Annotated in this window: 13 protein-coding genes; 2 read left to right on the top strand and 11 right to left on the bottom strand. The window is 71.5% G+C overall.

From position 1 onward, the window contains the following. Positions 1 to 125 precede the first annotated feature (125 nt). The 6 genes from serA to ACZ4O3_RS24430 form a co-directional block, all read right to left on the bottom strand. Positions 126 to 1715: a phosphoglycerate dehydrogenase gene (serA, locus tag ACZ4O3_RS24405; RefSeq protein WP_362722840.1), complete on the bottom strand. Its 1590-nt coding sequence runs from the start codon at positions 1713 to 1715 to the stop codon at positions 126 to 128. A 225-nt stretch (positions 1716 to 1940) separates the two neighbouring features. Then, positions 1941 to 2939, bottom strand: coding sequence for a ketol-acid reductoisomerase (gene ilvC / locus ACZ4O3_RS24410; RefSeq protein ID WP_362722843.1), 999 nt, complete (start codon positions 2937 to 2939; stop codon positions 1941 to 1943). A gap of 119 nt (positions 2940 to 3058) precedes the next feature. Next, on the bottom strand, positions 3059 to 3583 hold the full coding sequence (gene ilvN, locus ACZ4O3_RS24415) for an acetolactate synthase small subunit (protein WP_362722846.1): 525 nt from the start codon (positions 3581 to 3583) through the stop codon (positions 3059 to 3061). 21 nt (positions 3584 to 3604) lie between these two features. Further along, a complete protein-coding gene (locus ACZ4O3_RS24420) occupies positions 3605 to 5470 on the bottom strand; it encodes an acetolactate synthase large subunit (RefSeq protein WP_362722849.1) in 1866 nt (621 codons plus the stop codon). Positions 5471 to 5712: 242 nt separating this feature from the next. Continuing rightward, positions 5713 to 8751: a putative bifunctional diguanylate cyclase/phosphodiesterase gene (locus ACZ4O3_RS24425; RefSeq protein ID WP_467724208.1), complete on the bottom strand. Its 3039-nt coding sequence runs from the start codon at positions 8749 to 8751 to the stop codon at positions 5713 to 5715. Between the two features lie 402 nt (positions 8752 to 9153). Then, positions 9154 to 10104, bottom strand: a complete 951-nt coding sequence (locus tag ACZ4O3_RS24430) for a 2-hydroxyacid dehydrogenase (RefSeq protein ID WP_362729039.1) — start codon at positions 10102 to 10104, stop codon at positions 9154 to 9156. A gap of 73 nt (positions 10105 to 10177) precedes the next feature. On the opposite strand from ACZ4O3_RS24430, the gene ACZ4O3_RS24435 reads away from it, so the two are divergent. Together ACZ4O3_RS24435 and ACZ4O3_RS24440 are read left to right on the top strand one after the other, a co-directional pair. Beyond that, positions 10178 to 11176, top strand: coding sequence for an aldo/keto reductase (locus ACZ4O3_RS24435; protein WP_362729041.1), 999 nt, complete (start codon positions 10178 to 10180; stop codon positions 11174 to 11176). A 328-nt stretch (positions 11177 to 11504) separates the two neighbouring features. Then, on the top strand, positions 11505 to 12674 hold the full coding sequence (locus ACZ4O3_RS24440) for a PQQ-dependent sugar dehydrogenase (protein ID WP_467724210.1): 1170 nt from the start codon (positions 11505 to 11507) through the stop codon (positions 12672 to 12674). Here the strand turns inward: ACZ4O3_RS24440 and ACZ4O3_RS24445 are convergent. From ACZ4O3_RS24445 to ACZ4O3_RS24465, 5 genes are all read right to left on the bottom strand, one after another. After that, positions 12662 to 15733: a helix-turn-helix transcriptional regulator gene (locus ACZ4O3_RS24445; protein WP_467724212.1), complete on the bottom strand. Its 3072-nt coding sequence runs from the start codon at positions 15731 to 15733 to the stop codon at positions 12662 to 12664. The two genes, ACZ4O3_RS24440 and ACZ4O3_RS24445, sit on opposite strands and share 13 nt — an antisense overlap. Before the next feature lie 185 nt (positions 15734 to 15918). After that, complete coding sequence (locus ACZ4O3_RS24450; protein ID WP_385002281.1) at positions 15919 to 16110, bottom strand: hypothetical protein; 192 nt, start codon at positions 16108 to 16110, stop codon at positions 15919 to 15921. A gap of 197 nt (positions 16111 to 16307) precedes the next feature. Further along, the gene (locus ACZ4O3_RS24455; RefSeq protein ID WP_467724214.1) at positions 16308 to 16919 is read right to left on the bottom strand and encodes a hypothetical protein; all 612 of its coding nucleotides are present in this window, start codon (positions 16917 to 16919) and stop codon (positions 16308 to 16310) included. Positions 16920 to 16954: 35 nt separating this feature from the next. Beyond that, positions 16955 to 17530 (bottom strand): GNAT family N-acetyltransferase, encoded by a 576-nt coding sequence (locus ACZ4O3_RS24460; RefSeq protein WP_467724216.1) that lies wholly within the window; start codon positions 17528 to 17530, stop codon positions 16955 to 16957. Positions 17531 to 17629: 99 nt separating this feature from the next. Then, the gene (locus ACZ4O3_RS24465) at positions 17630 to 17971 is read right to left on the bottom strand and encodes a hypothetical protein (protein WP_467724218.1); all 342 of its coding nucleotides are present in this window, start codon (positions 17969 to 17971) and stop codon (positions 17630 to 17632) included. Positions 17972 to 18031: the final 60 nt, after the last annotated feature.

Below are 18031 nucleotides of genomic sequence, written 5' to 3' on the forward strand. Positions count from 1 at the left end.
TTTGTTTGGTTCTGGTGGGGGGGGGGTCGGGGGGAACTTGACGCAGGCTTGAAAGGGAGCGGAAGAACTGGTGGCGGGGTGCCCCAAGAACTTCTCGCCCCCCCCCGCACCCGTGGACGTCGTGGTCAGACCAGGTTCACCGACCGGGCCGACGTGGCCCCGATCTCCGCCTCGACCTCGGCCAGTACACCGGGGGTCACCGTGTCGTCGACGGTCAGCACGGCCAGTGCCTCGCCGCCCGCGATCGACCGGGCGACCTGCATGCCGGCGATGTTGATGCCCGCCTCGCCGAGGATGCGGCCGACGGTGCCGACGACGCCCGGACGGTCCTCGTAGCGCAGTACCAGCAGGTGGTCGGCGATCGCGAGGTCGACGTCGAAGTCGCCGACCGCGACGATCTTCTGGAGGTTCTTCGGGCCCGCCAGCGTGCCGGAGACCGAGACCTCCTCGCCGCTGCCCAGGGTGCCGCGCACGGTGACGACGTTACGGTGGTCGGCCGACTCCGAGCTGGTGGTGAGACGGACCTCGACACCGCGCTCCTGCGCGAACAGCGGGGCGTTGACGTAGGAGACGGTCTCGGCGACGACGTCCTCGAAGACACCCTTGAGCGCGGACAGCTCCAGCACCTTCACGTCGTGCTGGGTGATCTCGCCGTAGACCTCGACGTCGAGGCGGACCGCGACCTCACCGGCGAGCGCGGTGAAGATCCGGCCGAGGCGCTCGGCCAGTGGCAGGCCCGGCTTGACGTCCTCGGCGATGACCCCGCCCTGGACGTTCACCGCGTCGGGGACCAGCTCGCCGGCGAGGGCCAGGCGGACCGACCGGGCGACCGCGATGCCCGCCTTCTCCTGGGCCTCGTCGGTGGAGGCACCGAGGTGCGGGGTGCAGACGACCTGGTCCAGCTCGAAGAGCGGGGAGTCGGTGCACGGCTCCTTCGTGTACACGTCGAGGCCGGCGCCGGCGACCCGGCCCTCCTTGAGCGCGGCGTACAGCGCCACCTCGTCGACGATGCCACCGCGTGCGGCGTTGACGATCCGCACCGACGGCTTGACCTTGCGCAGCGCCTCGTCGCCGATCAGACCGACCGTCTCGGGGGTCTTCGGCAGGTGCACGGTGATGAAGTCGGAGACTTCGAGCAGCTCGTCCAGCGAGAGCACCTTCACGCCCATCTGCGCGGCCCGGGCAGGCTGGACGTAGGGGTCGTACGCCACGACCTTCATGCCGAAGGCCGACATCCGCTGGGCGACCAGGGCGCCGATCCGGCCGAGGCCGACGACGCCGAGGGTCTTCTCGGCGAGCTCGACACCGGTGTACTTGCTGCGCTTCCACTCGCCGTTCTTCAGCGCCGAGTTGGCCTGCGGGATGTTGCGGGCGCTGGCGATCAGCAGACCGCAGGCCAGCTCGGCGGCGGTCACGATGTTGGAGGTCGGCGCGTTGACGACCATCACGCCGGCCTTGGTGGCGGCGGAGACGTCGACGTTGTCCAGGCCGACGCCGGCTCGTGCGACGACCTTCAGCTTCTTCGCCGCCGCGATGGCCTCGGCGTCGACCTTGGTGGCGGAACGGATCAGGATCGCGTCCACGTCGGCGATGGCCGGGAGCAGCTCGGCCCGGTCTGCTCCGTTCGTGTGCCGGATCTCGAAGTCCGGGCCCAGCGCGTCGACGGTGGCGGGCGACAGCTCTTCAGCGATGAGTACGACAGGTTTCGAGCTCACGTGAGTCCTCACATGTCCAATGCGGACGGCCGTCCCGACGGCCGCTGGCGGTGGAGGGGGCTACCGCGGAGACGCACGACGCTGTGGGCCTGACGCGTATGTAGTACGGCAGTGTAGTGGCGTGGTGGTGGTCGTCCTGCGCCTCTGCGGAAGGATCACCCGTCCGAGATTCGACGGGGTGGACAACGGGGCCGGAGCATCCGCTCCGGCCCCGTCACCTGCGGCTCAGGCCTCTTCGTTCACCCAGGACATCAGCTTGCGCAGCTGCTTGCCGGTGGTCTCCAGCAGGTGCTCGGAGTCCTGCTTCTTGTACTCGTTGTACTTCTTCAGACCGCCGTGGTACTCGTCCATCCAGTTACGGGCGAAGGTGCCGTCCTGGATCTCGGCGAGAATCTGCTTCATCTCGGCCTTGGTGGCGTCGGTGATGATCCGCGGGCCGGTGACGTAGTCGCCCCACTCGGCGGTCTCGGAGACCGACCAGCGCATCTTCTCCAGGCCGCCCTCGTACATCAGGTCGACGATGAGCTTCAGCTCGTGCAGGCACTCGAAGTAGGCGATCTCCGGCTGGTAACCGGCCTCGACCAGGGTCTCGAAACCGGCCTTGACCAGGGCGGAGGTACCACCGCAGAGGACGGCCTGCTCACCGAACAGGTCGGTCTCGGTCTCCTCGGTGAAGGTCGTCTTGATGACGCCGGCGCGGGTGCCGCCGATGCCCTTCGCGTACGACAGCGCCAGCGCGAAGCCGCCTCCGGTGGCGTCCTGCTCGACGGCCACGATGCAGGGCACGCCGCGGCCCTCCTCGTACTGTCGGCGCACCAGGTGGCCCGGGCCCTTCGGGGCGACCATGCAGACGTCGACGCCGGCCGGGGGCTTGATGAAGCCGTAGCGGATGTTCAGGCCGTGGCCGAAGAACAGCGCGTCGCCGTCGTTCAGGTGGGGGGCGATGGACTCCTCGTAGACCTGGGCCTGGATCGGGTCCGGCACCAGGATCATGATGACGTCGGCCTCGGCGGCGGCCTCGGCCGGGGTCACCACGCGCAGGCCCTGCTCCTCGGCCTTCGCCTTGGACTTGGAGCCCTCGTGCAGACCGACCCGCACGTCGACACCGGAGTCGCGCAGCGACAGGGCATGGGCGTGACCCTGGCTGCCGTAGCCGATGACCGCGACCTTGCGGCCCTGGATGATGGACAGGTCGGCGTCAGCGTCGTAGAACAGCTCGGCCACTTTGGGTTCTCTCCTTGGTGTACGGATGGTGCGTCCCACCGTATGACGGCGGGTGGAAGGGAAGTTGCGGGGTCTCGGCATACGGGCGCCCGACAGCCGACGGCCGCCCGTGTCCAGCCTTACGCAGATCGGTCGAGTGCGCGCAGCGACCGGTCGGTGATCGAACGGGCACCACGGCCGATCGCGATCGTGCCGGACTGCACCAGCTCCTTGATGCCGAACGGCTCCAGCATCTTGAGCATGGCGGTCAGCTTCTCGCTGCTGCCGGTGGCCTCGACGGTGACGGCGTCCGGGGAGACGTCGACGGTCTTGGCGCGGAACAGCTGGACGATCTCGACGATCTGGGAGCGCGTCTCGTTGTCGGCGCGCACCTTCACCAGAACGAGTTCCCGCTGAACGGCGGAACCCGGCTCCAGTTCGACGATCTTGAGCACTTCGACCAGCTTGTTGAGCTGCTTGGTGACCTGCTCCAGCGGCAGGGCCTCGACACTCACCACGATGGTGATGCGGGAGATGTCGGGGTGCTCGGTGACACCGACGGCCAGTGAGTCGATGTTGAAGCCCCGCCGGGAGAACAGCGCGGCGATCCGGGCCAGGATGCCCGGCTTGTTCTCCACCAGAACGGAGAGCGTGTGCTTGGACATGGTCTATTACGTCTCTCTCGCTCAGTCGTCTTCGTTGTCGCCGAAGTCGGGGCGGACGTCCCGGGCGGCCATGATCTCGTCGTTGGAGGTGCCGGCGGCGACCATCGGCCACACCATCGCGTCCTCGTGGACGACGAAGTCCACGACGACCGGCCGGTCGTTGATGGAGTTGGCCTCTTCGATGACCTTGTCCAGGTCGTCCGGGGACTCGCAGCGGATCGCGTAGCAGCCCATGGCCTCCGACAGCTTCACGAAGTCGGGGACCCGGGTGCCGCGGGCGTCCGGGTTGACGTCGTCGGGACCGGAGTGCAGCACGGTGTTGGAGTACCGCTGGTTGTAGAAGAGGGTCTGCCACTGACGGACCATCCCGAGGGCGCCGTTGTTGATGATGGCGACCTTGATCGGGATGTTGTTCAGGGCGCAGGTGGTCAGTTCCTGGTTGGTCATCTGGAAGCAGCCGTCGCCGTCGATAGCCCAGACGGTCCGCCCGGGCTGCCCGGCCTTGGCTCCCATGGCGGCGGGGACCGCGTAGCCCATGGTTCCGGCGCCGCCGGAGTTCAGCCAGGTGGCGGGCCTCTCGTACTGCACGTAGTGCGCGGCCCACATCTGGTGCTGGCCGACGCCCGCCGCGAAGATCGTGCCTTCCGGGGCGAGCTGCCCGATGCGCTCGATGACCTGCTGCGGCGAGAGCGAACCGTTGTCGGGCTGGTCGTAGCCCAGCGGGTAGGTCTCGCGCCAGCGGTTGAGGTCCTTCCACCAGGCCGCGTACCGCGACCCTGCCGCCTCGCCCTGCTGGCCCTCGCTGTGCTCCTTCTGCACCGCCTGGATCAGGTCGGCGATGACCTCGCGGGCATCCCCGACGATCGGCACGTCGGCGGCGCGGTTCTTGCCGATCTCCGCGGGGTCGATGTCGGCGTGGACGATCTTGGCGTACGGGGCGAAGCTGTCCAGCTTGCCGGTGACGCGGTCGTCGAAACGGGCGCCGAGGGCGACGATCAGGTCGGCCTTCTGCAGCGCGGTGACGGCGGTGACCGCACCGTGCATGCCCGGCATTCCCACGTGCAGCGGGTGGCTGTCGGGGAATGCGCCGAGCGCCATCAGGGTGGTGGTGACGGGCGCTCCGGTGAGTTCGGCGAGGACCTTCAGCTCGGCGGTGGCGCCGGCCTTGATGACGCCGCCGCCGACGTAGAGGACGGGCCGCTTCGCGGAGGTGATCAGCTTGGCGGCCTCGCGGATCTGCTTGGCGTGCGGCTTGGTCACCGGACGGTAGCCCGGCAGGTCCATGACCGGGGGCCAGGAGAAGGTGGTCTTCGCCTGGAGGGCGTCCTTGGCGATGTCGACCAGGACCGGGCCGGGGCGGCCGGTGGAGGCGATGTGGAACGCCTGGGCGATGGTCCGCGGGATGTCCTCGGCCTTGGTGACCAGGAAGTTGTGCTTGGTGATCGGCATCGTGATGCCGACGATGTCCGCCTCCTGGAAGGCGTCCGTGCCGATCGAGGAGGACGCGACCTGCCCGGTGATCGCCACGAGCGGCACCGAGTCCATGTGCGCGTCCGCGATCGGCGTCACCAGGTTGGTGGCGCCCGGCCCCGAGGTGGCCATGCAGACGCCGACCTTCCCGGTGGCCTGCGCGTAGCCGGTGGCCGCGTGACCGGCGCCCTGCTCGTGCCGGCACAGGACGTGGCGCACCCGGGTGGAGTCCATCAGCGGGTCGTAGGCCGGCAGGATCGCGCCGCCGGGGATGCCGAATACCGTGTCAGCGCCGACCTCCTCAAGCGAGCGGATGAGGGACTTCGCACCCGAGACGTGCTCGACGGGGGCGGGCTGCTGTCCTCCGGAACGGGGGCGCGGCTGCGGATGGTGGGCCGCGGCGCTCTGCTCGGTCATCGGCATTCTCTTCTCGATGCTGAGGGTTTTTGCGAGGTTCGTACGGATTTCTGCCGCCGTACGTCTGGTGCTGGTGCAACAAAAAACCCCTCGTGCCGTAAGGCAAGCGAGGGGAGCGCGCCGGTGTGGTCGCTGGGGTTCCGGATCCTTCTCCGGCAATTCCCAGCTCAGCCGACGCGCTGTCCAAGTACGAGAATTCGGGTGCGCATGGAACTGACCCTCCCTCTGACGCGCACCACGTGTCAAGTGGGTGGGACAGGAGTCTCATTATGTGAGCGAAGGGCACTACCGCCTCCGAACACGGCGGTCACCCCGCCGGCGACCGCGGGCACACTACTGGTGTACACCCCCGCGCCCCTGTCCATGGTCCGTTCCCCGCTCGCGGCGCCCGCGAACGCCGGCTCGGCCGGTGCGTGCGGCACCGGATAGTGGCCGGATCCCAGGGCCCGGCGCAGCCGGTACTCGTCCACCGGGCCGGAGAAGGCCATGCCCATCCCGTGCGTGCACCCCATCGCGCGCAGCGCCGTGACCTGCTCGGGCAGGTCCACGCCCTCGGCCACCGACTGGAGGCCGAGATCACCGGCGATCCGCAGCAACCCGCTGGTGATCTTGTACAGCCGGGGCGACTCGACGAGCCCCTCGACCAGACTGCGGTCGAGCTTGAGCATGTCGACGGGGAGTCGGCGCAGTGCGGTGATCGCCGCGTAGCCGCTGCCGAAGCCGTCCAGCGCGATCCGGACGCCGTGCCGGCTGAGCACGGTCAGACGCCGCTCCAGCTCGTCGAGCGGAACCCTGGGGTCGGTGTCGGACAGCTCCAGGACCAGCGCCCCCGACGGCAGCCCGTGCCGGGTGAGCAGTGCCTCCACGGAGCCGAGCGGCGAGGACCGGTCGAGGAGCCGCCGGGAACACGTCCGGACGGCGACCGGCACCACGAGCCCGTTGGCGGCCCGCTCGGCTGCCTGTTCGACCGCCTCCTGGAGGATCCAGCGGTCCAGCTCCGAGGTCTTGTCGCTGTCCTCGGCGACCCGCAGGAACTCGGCAGGCGTGAACAGCACCCCCTGGGAGGAGCGCCAGCGCGCCTGCGCGGAGACCGAGGCGATGCGGCCGCTCTCCAGGCAGACCACGGGCTGGTGCAGCAGCGCGAACTCGCCGTCGTGCAGTGCGGCCCGCAGCCGGGTCGCCAGTTCCGCCTTGCGTACGACGTCCTGCTGCATCTGTGGCTTGTACAGCTCGACGCGGCCCTTTCCGGCCGACTTGGCGCGGTACATCGCCAGGTCGGCGTTGCGCAGCAACTCGCCCGCACCGAGGCCCGGTTCGGCGAAGGCGACACCGATGGACGCGTTGACACGGACATCGTTGCCGTCAATGGCGTACGGATGCGAGAGGGTCACCCTGAGGCGGTCGGCGAGCTCCAGGATGTGCCGCTCCCGGGCACTGCGGTCACGGGTGTGGTCTCCGACGATCAGCGCCGCGAACTCGTCGCCGCCCAGCCGGGAGGCGGTGTCGCCGTGGCGGACCGCGTCCTGGAGTCTGCGCGCGGCCTGGACGAGCAGTTCGTCGCCGGCCTGGTGCCCGATGGTGTCGTTGACCGCCTTGAACCCGTCCAGGTCGATGAAGAGCACCGCCGTGTTCCGCAGGGCGGGGCCCCGGTCGGAGGAGCGGCGGCCGGACAGCGCCTGCTGCACCCGCCGGGTGAACAGGGCGCGGTTGGGCAGGTCGGTGAGCGGGTCGTGCTCGGCGTTGTGCTGGAGCTGCGCCTGCAGCCGCACTCTCTCGGTCACGTCCCGGCTGTTGAAGATGAGACCGCCGTGGTGCCGGTTGACGGTGGACTCGACGTTGAGCCAGCCGCCGTCGCCGGACCGGAAACGGCACTCGATGCGGGTGGTGGACTCCTCGAGGGGGCTGCCGGCGAGGAAGCGGCGCACCTCGTGCACCACGCAGCCCAGGTCCTCCGGGTGGATGAGGTTGCCCAGTTCGGAGCCGACCAGCTCCTCGGCGGGCCGTCCGTAGACCCCGGCGGCGGCCGGGGAGACGTACCGGAGGATGCCGTTGGGCGCGGCGATCATGATGACGTCGCTTGAGCCCTGCACCAGGGAACGGAAGTGGTTCTCCTGATGCGCCAGTTCCTGGGTGAGGGTGATGTTGTCGAGCAGCATGATGCCCTGACGCACGACGAGGGCGAGGACCACGCAGCCGGCGGTGATCAGGACGACGTGGTCCGGGCTGCGGCCGTTCAGCACGTTGTAGAGGATGCCCAGCGTGCACACGGCGGCGGCCAGGTAGGGGGTGAGCGCGGCGAGCGAGCCGGTCAGGGGACGGCCCGCCGAGTACCGGCCGTGCTCGCCGCCCGGCACGGACGGCTGCCGGGGTGCCGTGGTCCGGCCGCCGGGCACGTGCTCGTGGACCACGCGCGTGTGCGCCTCGGGCTCCGCCGCATGCCGGGGCGGGGCCCAGGGGGCGTACGCCAGCAGCAGCGACCCGGCGAACCAGCCCGCGTCCAGCAGCTGGCCGGAGCGGTAACTGCTGTGCAGCAGCGGCGAGGTGAACAGAGCGTCGCACATCACGGTCAGGGCGAGCGCGCCGATCGCGGTGTTCACCGCGGTGCGGTTGCCGGGCGAGCGCCGGAAGTGCAGCGCGAGCACCATGCTGACCAGGGCGATGTCCAGCAGCGGGTAGGCCAGCGAGAGCGCGGTGTGCGCGACGCTGGGCCCGTCGAGCCGGGCGGCCTGGGCGAGCGCGAGGCTCCACGACAGGGTGAGCAGCGAGCCGCCGATCAGCCAGGCGTCCAGTGCCAGGCAGATCCAGCCGGCCTTGGTCATCGGCCGCTTGGCCAGGACCAGCAGACCGACGATGGCGGGCGGCGCGAAGCACAGGAAGAACAGGTCGGCGTAGCTGGGGCTGGGCACGGGCCGTTGGAGCACGACCTCGTACCATCCCCAGACCGCGTTGCCGAGGGCCGCCATCGCCGAGGAGAGGGCGAACAGCAGCCACGCGGGTCGAAAGCGGACCCGCGGGGAGCGGGCGTAGAAGAAGCACGACACGGCGGCGGTGCCGGCGGCCGCGGTCAGACCGAAGTCGCCCATGAACAGGGCGATCTGGTTCGAGCCCCAGTCGAACGCGGAACCGACGGCGTATCCCGCGCAGATCAGGGCCAGGACGAGTTGGCGGACCACGCCGGTCCCGCCGCCGGTGACCGGCGGCCGGGAGCGCGGCTTCCCCGCCGGATGCTGCGCCCGCAGCGCTCCGGGGAGGGTGGTGGGCACGGGCGTCGGCGCTGTCACCGGACCCTCCCGGTCCGTGCCGCCCCCGCGTCCCTCGGGTCCCGGTGCGCCGGGTGGGCGTGCCTCCTGCGTGCGCTGTGCCTGCGGTGGTGGTGATGGCTGGTGTGGTGGCCGCGTCTGCGCGCAGCTGTGTGCCAGGGTCGCCGGCGGCGGCTCCGCCGCGTCGGATCGTTCGTCCATAGGCCGTGCATCGCCCGTCGCCCCCTCACAAATCTGAAATCTCCATCCCCGGCCGCCGAACGGTGCGCGGCGCAGCCCCTGTCGGGACGATACACCAGTCTCGTCACTCAGGGACATAGCGTCTCTACGCTCCGTAACGACCAGCGGCTATGCGCGTACGCACCGCGCCCGGAAGGTCGCGGACCGTACCGGAAGCGGATTGCACGCGTGTTGCTGTGACGGTCAGTTGCCGGTGGATCCCGTCGTAAGGATCACGTTCCGCAACGGCTCCCGGTTCACGAAGCGGTTCAACTGGTCGGTGACGACGCGCTTCGCGCGCGGCAGGAAGGCCGAGGTGGGGCCGCCGACATGAGGGCTGATCAGCACGCCGCGCGCCTGCCACAGGGGATGTCCTGCCGGCAGCGGCTCGGGATCGGTGACGTCCAGTGCGGCGGTGAGGCGGCCGCTCTCCAGTTCGGCGAGGAGCGCCTTGGTGTCCACGACGGCCCCGCGCGCGATGTTCACGAGCAGTGCGCCGTCCTTCATCCGCGCGAGGAACTCCGCGTTGACCAGGCCACGCGTGGTGTCCGTGAGGGGCGTGGCGAGGATGACGACATCGGCTTCCGGAAGCAGACGCGGCAGTTCGGTGAGCGGATGCACGGGCCCGCGCGCCGAGGCGCGCCCGGAGCGCGCGACGCGCGCCACCCGCGCAACCTCGAAGGGCACGAGCCGGTCCTCGATGGCCGAGCCGATGGCACCGTACCCGACGATGAGGACGTTCTTGTCGGCGAGGGCGGGGTGGAAGCCGCCCTCCCAGTGCCCCCGGTCCTGGGCACGCACGAACCCCGGGATCCCGCGCAGGGAGGCCAGGGTCAGGGTCAGCGCGAGCTCGGCGGTGCTCGCCTCGTGCACGCCGCGCGCGTTGCACAGCGGCACGCCGGGGACGATGAGGTCGAGGGCCGCGATCATGTCGTCGACGCCGGCGGTGAGGGTCTGGACGAGGCGCAGGTTCCGCATCCCCGGCAGCGGCCGTGCCCGCACCTCCTGCGGCTTCATGTAGGGGACGACATACACGGCGCAGTCGGCAGGATCACCGGGAAAGTCCTGGTCCCCGTCCCAGAAGAGGTAATTGAGCCCCTCGGGGAGCTCCTGGAACTCCTTCGGCGGGATGGGCAGCCATGCGTCTTGGGTCATGCCAGGAGGCTATGTCAGGCACATGGGGGCGCAGAGGTTAGGTTGGGGGCCCTAGAAGGAGGTTCACGGGCTGGTGGAGCGCAGGACGATCGGCGCGGGGGCGCTCGCGGTGGGGGCCGTCGGACTCGGGTGCATGCCGATGAGCTGGGCCTACAGCGGGTCACGGCAGCGCGGTGACGAATCGGTGCGGGCGGTGCACCGGGCACTGGACCTGGGCATGACGCTGCTGGACACCGCTGACATGTACGGCCCGTTCACCAATGAGCTGCTGCTGGGGCGGGTGCTCAGGCAGCGGCGGGCCGAGGCCTTCGTGTCGACCAAGGTGGGCCTGCTGGTCGGCGACCAGCACATCGTGGCGAACGGCCGGCCCGGCTATGTGCGGCGCGCCTGCGACGCGTCCCTGCGGCGGCTCCAGACCGACGTCATCGACCTCTACCAGCTGCACCGCGCCGATCCCGAGGTCCCCGTGGAGGAGACCTGGGGCGCGATGGCGGAGCTGGTGCGGGTGGGGAAGGTGCGCGCGCTGGGGCTGTGCGCCCTGGGGGCGCGCGGGGGGCGTAGGTCCGGCGCTCGGTTGCACGACGCGACCCTGCGCCAGTTGCAGCGGGTGCAGCAGGTGTTCCCGGTGAGCGCGGTGCAGGCGGAGCTGTCGGTGTGGTCGCCGGAGGCGCTGGAGTCGCTGCTGCCGTGGTGCGAGGCCCGGGGCGTGGGTTTCCTCGCGGCGATGCCGCTGGGCAACGGCTTCCTCACCGGCACGCTCACGCCCGGTGAGGGCTTCGAACCGGACGACGTGCGGGCCCGGCACCCTCGCTTCACGGCGGAGATGATGGCGGCCAACCAGCCGATCGTGGCGGGGCTGCGGCGGGTCGCCCGGCGGCACGGGGAGGAGGTCACCGCGGCTCAGGTGGCGCTGGCGTGGGTTCTCTCCCGGGGGCGGCACGTGGTTTCGGTGCCGGGGGCGAAACAGTGCCGGTGGGTGACGGAGAACGCCGGGGCGGCGGCCATACGGCTGACCACGGCGGACCTCGCCGAGCTGGGTTCACTGCCCGCCGCGCAGGGGTCGTGGGACTAGTAGGGCGTGTTGCGAAAGTCCCGTCGTTCGCCCGGAGGGCGGGCCGTGCGGCGTCAGGTGCGTGCTCCCGGCGTGCCGGGCGGAAGGCCTCGTACGGGATGTACTCGGGCCTTCGCCCGGTGCGGCGAGCGTGCGTGCACGGCGGCGCACCGCAGACGGGACTTTCGCAACACGCCCTGGCGGGCCATTGCCGTGATCCGCCCCGTGGTTCGGTGCGGCACCGGGGTGGCTGCTCGCGCCCGCGCGGCAAAGCCGCATATCGACCAAGTCCCGCGCCCCCCACGGGGCGCTGCACTAACGTCGGCGAAGGGGAGCCGTCGAAAGGACCATGATCGTGCAACGTCACGTTGTGCCCGCGCTGTCGGCCGCCGCCGGGCTCCTGCTCGCGACAGGTTGCTCGTCCGGCGGCGGGGGTGGTGATCTGCCCGCGCCGTCCTGGGCCGGGAGTACCTCCGCGAGCGCCTCCGCGTCCGCCGAGGCGGGCGGGTCGGCCGCGCCGGCCAAGGGGTCGGTGAAGGTACTGCGTACGGTCACCGAGGGGCTGAAGTCGCCCTGGGGGCTCGCGTCGCTGCCGGACGGGTCCGGGCTGCTCGTCTCCGACCGTGACGACGGCACGATCAGCAGGGTCGACGAGAAGACCGGGAAGAAGACCGAGCTGGGCACCGTCTCCGGGGTGTCCGCGGCCGGGGAGGGCGGTCTGCTGGGCATCGCCCTCTCCCCCGGCTTCGCCTCGGACCACATGATCTACGCGTACTTCACGTCGGCCTCCGACAACCGCATCGTGCGCCTGCTCTGGGACGGGGGCAAGCCCGCCGGGGAGCAGCTGGGCGCCCCCGACACGATCTTCAAGGGCATCCCCAAGGGGTTCATCCACAACGGCGGGCGGATCGCCTTCGGCCCGGACGGCATGCTCTACGCCGGCACCGGCGAGAGCGGGCAGCGGGGCCTCGCCCAGGACAAGGACTCCCTCGGCGGCAAGATCCTTCGGCTCACCCCGGAGGGCGACCCGGCACCCGGCAACCCGTTCCCCGGCTCCCCGGTCTACACCTACGGCCACCGCAATGTGCAGGGCCTGGCCTGGGACGGCCATCAGCGGCTCTTCGCCTCCGAGTTCGGCCAGGACACCTGGGACGAGCTGAACGCCGTCAAGCCCGGCGGCGACTACGGCTGGCCGGACGCGGAGGGCCGGTCCTCCGACGCCAAGTACGTGAACCCGATCGCCCAGTGGCACACCGACGACGCCTCCCCCAGTGGCATCGCCTATGTCCACGGCGTGATCTGGATGGCCGGGCTCAAGGGCCAGAGGCTGTGGCGCATCCCGCTGAAGGGCACCGTCGCGGGCGCCGAACCGCAGGCCTTCCTCAAGGGCGAGTACGGCCGGCTGCGCACGGTCGTGGCGGCGGGCGGCGACAAGGTGTGGCTGGTGACCAGCAACACCGACGGGCGGGGCCGGCCGAAACCGGGTGACGACCGGATCCTGGAACTTCAGGTGCGCTGACCCGCGGTGGCCGTGCGGTCCGTGTGACCGGTGCGGCCGGTGCGTTCGGGCGGGAACAGCTCCAGCCGGTGGGCCACCGCCGCGGCCTCGCCCCGCCCCGAGACGCCGAGCTTGCCCAGGATGTTGGAGACGTGGACGCTGGCCGTCTTCGGGGAGATGAAGAGCTCCTCGGCTATCTGACGGTTGGTGCGGCCCGCCGAGACCAGTCGCAGGACGTCCCGCTCCCGGTTGGTCAGGCCGAGGCTCTCCGCCGGGTCCAGGGCCCGGCGCGGGGTGCCGGTGGTGAGGCTGAGGCGGGCGCGCTGGGCGAGCAGGGCGACCGCGTCGGCGAGCGGACGGGCGCCCAGGTGGCCGGCCACCGCCCCGGCCAGCCGGAGCAGTTCCGTCGCGCGGTCGCGTCCGTCCTCGCCCGGCGCCTCTTCGAGCAGGACCTGGGCGAGCCGGCGGCGGACCCGGGCGAGGTCGTAGGGGCGGTCCAGGCGCTCGAAGTCGGTGACCACGTCCGACCAGAGCGCGGCGGTGTCGGTGCACCGGGCCCGGTGCACTTCGGCGCGGATCCAGCGTTCGTAGGCCTGCCAGAGCGGGGCCCCGGTGGTGAGCTTGCGGACGGCCTCGGTCAGCCGGTCGAGGAACTCGGCGCGGCCGTCGGCGGCCGCCGGCAGGGCGCGGGCGTCGGCCTCGGCAGCGGCGGCGGCCAGCAGCAGGGGCCAGCCGTAGCGCTGGGTGCCGGGCGGGATGCCGAGTCCCAGGGCGCGGTCCAGCTCGGCGCGGGCGTCGAGGAGCCGGCCCTCCTCGGCGGCGACGCCGACGGCGATCCGGGCGACCGGCAGCAGCGCCTGGGGCATCGGGTCGTGGGTGCCGTAGTGCTCGTGGGCGATGGCCAGTTGACGGGCGGCCTCGCCGACGTCCCCCCGGGCGAGGGCGATGTGGGCGAGCCGCAGGGCGCCGGCGCCCCGGGGTTTGGCACTGGCCGCGGAGCCGAGGGCCCCCGCCGCGGCTTCGGCGGCCTCGTCCCACTGGCCGAGCGCGTACAGCGAGTCGGAGAGATTGCCCCAGATCCACACCTCGGAGTCCAGCAGGCCGTATCTGCGGGCGAAGACGAGGCCCTCCCGCAGGATGGGCACCGCCTCCCCGCTGCGGCCGACCGAGTCCAGCTCGGAGGGCAGGTTCACATAGGCGCGGCCCGCGACGCCGGTCAGACCCTCCCGGAGGGCGGCCTCCTTGACCCGGCGCAGCTCCTCCATCCCGTTCCCGACGTCTCCCGCGTCGACCATGAGGCAGCCCAGGGTGATGCGGGCGTTGAGCTCGATCTCCCGGGCGCCCACCATCCGCGCGTACTCCACGGCCCGTTCTGCGGCGGCGAAGGCCTCGGGGCCGGGTTCGTGGAGCATGCACCAGTTGGCGACGGTGGCCAGCACATCGGCGTGCACCTCCGAGGGCGGCAGGCCGCGCACCAGTTCCTGGGCGGTGCCGAGTTCCTGCCAGCCGTCGCCCCGGGCCAGGTCCTGGACCAGCCGGGAGCGCTGCACCCAGAACCAGGCCGCGCGCAGGTTGTCCCCCTCGTCCTCGATGATCCGCAACGCCCTCTTGGTGATCTTCAGGGCGCGTTCGCGTTCTCCGCAGAAGCGGCCCGCGACCGCCGCCTCCGCCATCAGGTCGAGATAGCGCAGCGGTGCGGTGGCCGGATCGCAGCCGCAGGGAGGATAGACGCCGGTGTAGTCGACGGGCCGCAGCGCGCCGCGGATCTCCTCGGGAGCCGAGTCCCACAGCTCCATGGCCCGCTCCAGGAGGCGCAGTTGCTCGCTGTAGGCGTGCCGGCGACGGGCCACGACGGAGGCGTCCAGGACGGCGGGCAGGGCCTTGGCCGGGTCGTGGGCCTGGTACCAGTAGCTGGCCAGCCGGGTCACGCGCGCGTCGGAGGGCACCAGGGCCGGGTCGCGCTCCAGGGCCTCGGCGTAGCGCCGGTTGAGCCGGGAGCGTTCGCCGGGGAGCAGGTCGTCGGCGACGGCCTCGCGGACCAGGGAGTGCCGGAAGCGGTAGCCGTCGCCGCCGGGCGTGGCGGTGAGGATGTTGGCGCCGACGGCGGCCCGCAGTGCCTCGATGAGGTCGTCCTCGGCGAGCTGGGCGACGGCGGCGAGGAGCGGGTACTCGACGGTGGAGCCGCCCTCGGCGACGATCCGGACGACCCGCTGGGCGCTCTCGGACAGCGCCTCGACCCGTACGAGCAGCAGGTCGCGCAGGGAGTCGGTGAGCCCGGTGCAGCAGCCCTCGGCCCAGGCGACCGCGAGTTCCTCGACGAAGAAGGCGTTGCCGTCGGAACGCTCGAAGATCTCGTCGACCTGCACGGGGTCGGGTTCGGCGGCGAGGATGCCGGCCATCTGGCGGCCGACCTCCTCCCGGGTGAACCGGGCGAGTTCGATCCGGCGGACGGTGCGCAGCCGGTCCAGTTCGGCGAGCAGGGGGCGCAGCGGGTGGCGGCGGTGGATGTCGTCGGAGCGGTAGGTGGCGAGGACGACGAGCCGGCCGGTGCGCAGGGTGCGCAGCAGATAGGAGAGGAGGTGACGGGTGGAGGCGTCGGCCCAGTGCAGGTCCTCCAGGGCGACGACGACCGTGCGCTCGGCGGCGACCCGTTCCAGCAGCCGTGCGGTGAGCTCGAAGAGGCGTGCCATGCCCTCCTCGTCGTGACGGCCGGCCGGGGCCTCGCCGAACTCCGGCAGCAGCCGGGCCAGTTCGCCCTCCTGTCCGGCGGCGGCCGCGGCCAGTTCATCGGGCAGCGCGGCCCGCAGCGCGCGCAGCGCGGTGGAGAAGGGGGCGAACGGCAGTCCGTCGGCGCCGATCTCCACACAGCCGCCGAGCGCGACGACCGCGCCCCGGCGGCAGGCGGCCGCGGCGAACTCCTCGACCAGCCGGGTCTTGCCGACCCCGGCCTCACCGCCGAGCAGCAGTGCCTGCGGCTCGGCGGCCTCGGCACGGGCCAGCGCGTCGTTCAGCGTCCCCAGCTCGTCGCTGCGGCCTACGAACACGGGACTCACGGACCTGGTTTCCACGGGCCAGAGCATCGCATGCGGCTCGGAGCGGACGGCAGCGGTTTTCCACAGCACCGGTGCGCTTGTCGTACGGCCTGACGGGGGGCCGTCCGGCAGCGCTCCGCCCGGCGGTCCTCCCGCGGACCGGTGGCCGACCCCCGTACGGCCACCGGTCCCCGTGTCCTCGGCCGGGCGGTGGGCGCCGCCCGGCTCCCCGGTCACACCGTGCCCGGCAGCCGCCGCCGGCCGCTGCGGCCGGTATGGATTTCCTCCGGTACGGCGGCCTGGCGGGCCGCCTGCTCGCGGCGGGCGGCCCGGCGGGCACGGAGGGCCTCGCGGACCAGGCGGGCGTCGGCGGCCCTGCGGTGCAGTTCGGCGGTACGGATCTCGTGGAGTTCGAACTCGAACATGGCGGTTTCCCTGCTGAGAGACGGTGGTCGGGCTTCGCTTCCCGCGATGCCTCCACCTTCGTCTCCCCGGGGGTGCGCCACATCGGGAGAGTTCCGCATCTTCGGGCGGCCGCCCGAGCCCGGACGCGCATAAGGGGCCTCAGGTCGTCCGCGAGGTACTTACGGACGACCTGAGGCCCCTTACGACCTGGACGTTCTCAGCTGGTCGAGGGCAGTCCGAGGAGCGCGTCGGAGTACTTGAGGACGGCCAGCAGCAGGCCGATGACACCGAGCGCGACACCAGCCCAGGCGACCGACTTGATCCACGGTGCCTGCGGCCTGCCGGGGACACCGAAGGCGGGCCGGGCGATCACCACGACGCCGGTGATCAGCGCCACCAGCGCGAACGCGCCGGCCCACAGCGCGGTGGTCTGCCAGGCGTCGCCGTAGACCTCCTTGACCTGCGTGGCGACGCTCGCGCTCGACGAGGTCTGGAGCTGGCCGATGAGGGTCTCGCGGGCGGCGGCCACGGTACCGATCCAGCCACCGGTGAGGGAGACCAGACCGAGCACGACGGAGACGACGGCGGCGGCACCCTGGCCGACCCCGGTCGGGCCCTCGGCCTCGGCCAGGTCCGCCGCGAGGTCGGCGTCGTCCTCCAGATCCTCCGCGTCGAGGTCGGTGTCCGTGCCGTCGGCGGTCTCGGCCTCCGGCTCGGTCCCCGCCTGCGCCGCCTCGTCGGCGCTCTTGGTGACGTTCACCTTCTCCTCGTCGGTCGTGGCTTCGGCGCCGGTCTCGGCGCCGGTCTCGTCAGCTGTCTTGGTTCCCATGTCCGGCACCGTACGGATCCTGTCTGAGAGGCGTCTTAATGATCGTTCTCTACGGCACGCGCGCGTGCTTCACGCCATTCCGGGGCGAGGATCGACCACACCTCCAGGTCGTGCCGTAGGCCACCATAGGGGTGGGCCTGACGGCGTACGCCGTCGCGGGTCATCCCCAGCCGCCGGGCCACGTTCAGGCTGGCCTCGTTGCCCGAGGCGGCGACCCACTCGATCCGGTGGATGCCGCGCTGCTCGACCGCGAAGTCGAGCAGTACCCGCATCGCGCGCGTGACGAGTCCGCGCCCGGTGCCGGCCGGCTCCAGCCAGCAGCCGACCTCGGTGTTCCCCTGCTCGGCGTCGAAGTTCAGGAAGAGCACCCCGCCGACGAGCGTGTCCCCCGCCCACAGGCCGTGCAGGGAGCCCGTGTCGGCGGCGCGCATGTCGGCGTACCGCTGGAGCAGGGCCCGCGCGGAGGGTACGTCCGTCTCCCTGGTGCCGAAGGGGATGAACCGCCCGATGAACTCCCGCCCGCGTTCCAGGTGGGCCAGGAATTCCTCGGCGTGCCAGGGCTCCAGTGGGCGCAGTTCGGCGCCGTCGTCACCCAGGGATATCGCGTACATCGTGCTTCTCCAGTTCCACCGCGTCCTCGGCCGGCACGCCGAGCCTCTCATGTGCGGCGCGGGGCCCGGGCGGCGCGATCCCGGTCCCGGCCGGGACCCTCAGTCGAACTGGTCCCCGAGCGCCATGACCATGACGCCCAGGATCATCAGCCACAGGGCCCTGCGGGTACGGCCGCGGGCCCCGAGCGCCCCCGCGCCGACACACATCGCGGAGCCCACGGCATAGGCGGCCGGCACCAGTGCGGGCACGCCGCCGCCCAGTCGCATCAGGGAGGCGGTCAGACCCATCAGGGTCAGCAGCGCCCCGGTCACGGTGGCGGTCCAGCGGGCCCGGCGGACGTCCTCGCAGGGATCCTCGACGCCGTCGGGATCCTCGTCGTCCGCGGCCGCCGCCACCTCGGCCGTCTCCGGTTCGGTGTCGGATTGCGGGTGTGCGGTCATGGCGGGCGAGCGTAGTACCTGTCCCTGAGGAAATCTGCTGCGGATGATGCCGGCAACTGC

It is taken from the genome of Streptomyces sp. NPDC026515, assembly GCF_055567595.1.